This window comes from Achromobacter sp. UBA5777 (assembly GCF_002418565.1).
GTDB lineage: Bacteria > Pseudomonadota > Gammaproteobacteria > Burkholderiales > Burkholderiaceae_B > Achromobacter > Achromobacter animicus.
Map to the genome: position 1 here is coordinate 3,675 of NZ_DIEJ01000148.1, position 1,451 is coordinate 5,125.

The window sequence follows — 1,451 nt, forward strand, 5'->3', positions numbered from 1 at the left end:
ATTTCGTCCAGCGCCGCGCAGACCGGATCGGGCTGCGCCTGCGCGCGGTACAGCGACAACGCGATGACCGGCAAGTCGGGCAGCCCGTGTTCGCCCGGCTTCATCACGCGAACGGTGGACGGCAGGCCAAGGGGCGTGCGCACGGCCACTCCCAGACCCGCNNGCGCACGGCCCCCCCCAGCCCCGCCGAGACTGCCGCCCACAGGCCCGAAAGACTTGGGCTGGTGAAGGCGGCCAGCCAGGCAATGCCGGCGCGGTCCAGCGCGTCGGTGGCGCAGCCGCGGAACAGGCATGGTGACTCGAAGGCCGCCAGCGGCAGCGCGCCGTCCGCATCCGGCACCGGCGCGGGGTGCGCGGGCCCGATCCAGCACATCGGCAGCTCGGCCAGCCGCTGTCCCTGCGGCTGGCGGGCGTCGTGGTCCCAGGCCAGCGCCAAATCAAGCTGGCCCAGCGCGACGCGTTCCAGAAGGTCCGTGTTGCGGGCCACGCGCGCCTCGATCCGGACCTTGGGATGGGCGCGCGCAAAGCGGCCGAGCACGCGCGGCAGCAGCATCTCGGCAAAATCCTCTTGCAGCCCCAGGCGCACGCGGCCGTGCAATTGCGTGCCGCGCACGGCGCGAGCGGCCTGATCGTTCAGGTCGAGCAGCCGGCGGGCATAGGCCAGCATGGTCTCGCCGGCATCGGTCAGCGCCAAGCCCCGCCCGTCCTTGCGCAGCAGCGGCACGCCGGCCTGCTCCTCCAGCTTTTTCAGCTGCGCGCTCACGGCCGACGTCGACCGGCCCAGGCGATCGGCCGCGCGCCCGAAGCTGCCCAGGTCGATGCCCGCGACGAAGCTGCGCAGCACCTCCAGGTCGAACGTGACTGGCCTCATTCAATAATCCCGATTTTCAAAAGCATTGGTACAAAACTTCCTGATTTTCAGGAGCATGCTAGGCGTGCACACTGGCGTCGTCAATGTTTCTGCAGATGCCTGCCATGTCCGATCGCCCTACCTTCGTCCGCCCACCGCACCGCTGGAAGGTGCTGACCGTGGGCGTCGCCGCCAACACCGCGTTCTCCGCCGTCGCGGCCGGCCTGCCTACTACCGCTGTCTTCATGCGCGCGGGCTATCGGCTCGATCTCGATCAATTGGCGCTGGCGCTAGGCTTGTTGGGATTGGGGGTGGCGCTCTTTGAGCTGCCTTGGGGATTGCTGACCGATCGGTGGGGCGACCGTCCCGTGCTGCTCGGCGGTTTAGGCTCGACCGCGGCAGCGCTGGCCTGGATGAGCGGCTGGGTGGCGCCGGTTGGCGGCTTCGTGCCCGGCCTCTGGCTGCTGGCCGTCGGGCTGGTGCTCGTCGGGATGCTGGGCGGCAGCGTCAACGGCGCCAGCGGCCGCGCGGTGATGGCGTGGTTCGACGACGGCGAGCGCGGACTGGCAATGAGCATCCGCCAGACGGCCGTGCCGCTGGG

General features: G+C 70.2%; 1 protein-coding gene and 1 pseudogene. One reads left to right on the forward strand and one right to left on the reverse strand.

All coding sequences use genetic code 11. The annotated features are described in order from the left end of the window. Positions 1–871, reverse strand: a pseudogene (locus B3446_RS11390) (LysR substrate-binding domain-containing protein); the annotation flags it as partial. Positions 872–975: 104 nt separating this feature from the next. Between B3446_RS11390 and B3446_RS11395 the strand changes: the two are divergent. Next, positions 976–1,451 (forward strand): MFS transporter (locus tag B3446_RS11395; protein ID WP_291381064.1); only part of this gene is annotated, 476 nt, incomplete at its 3' end.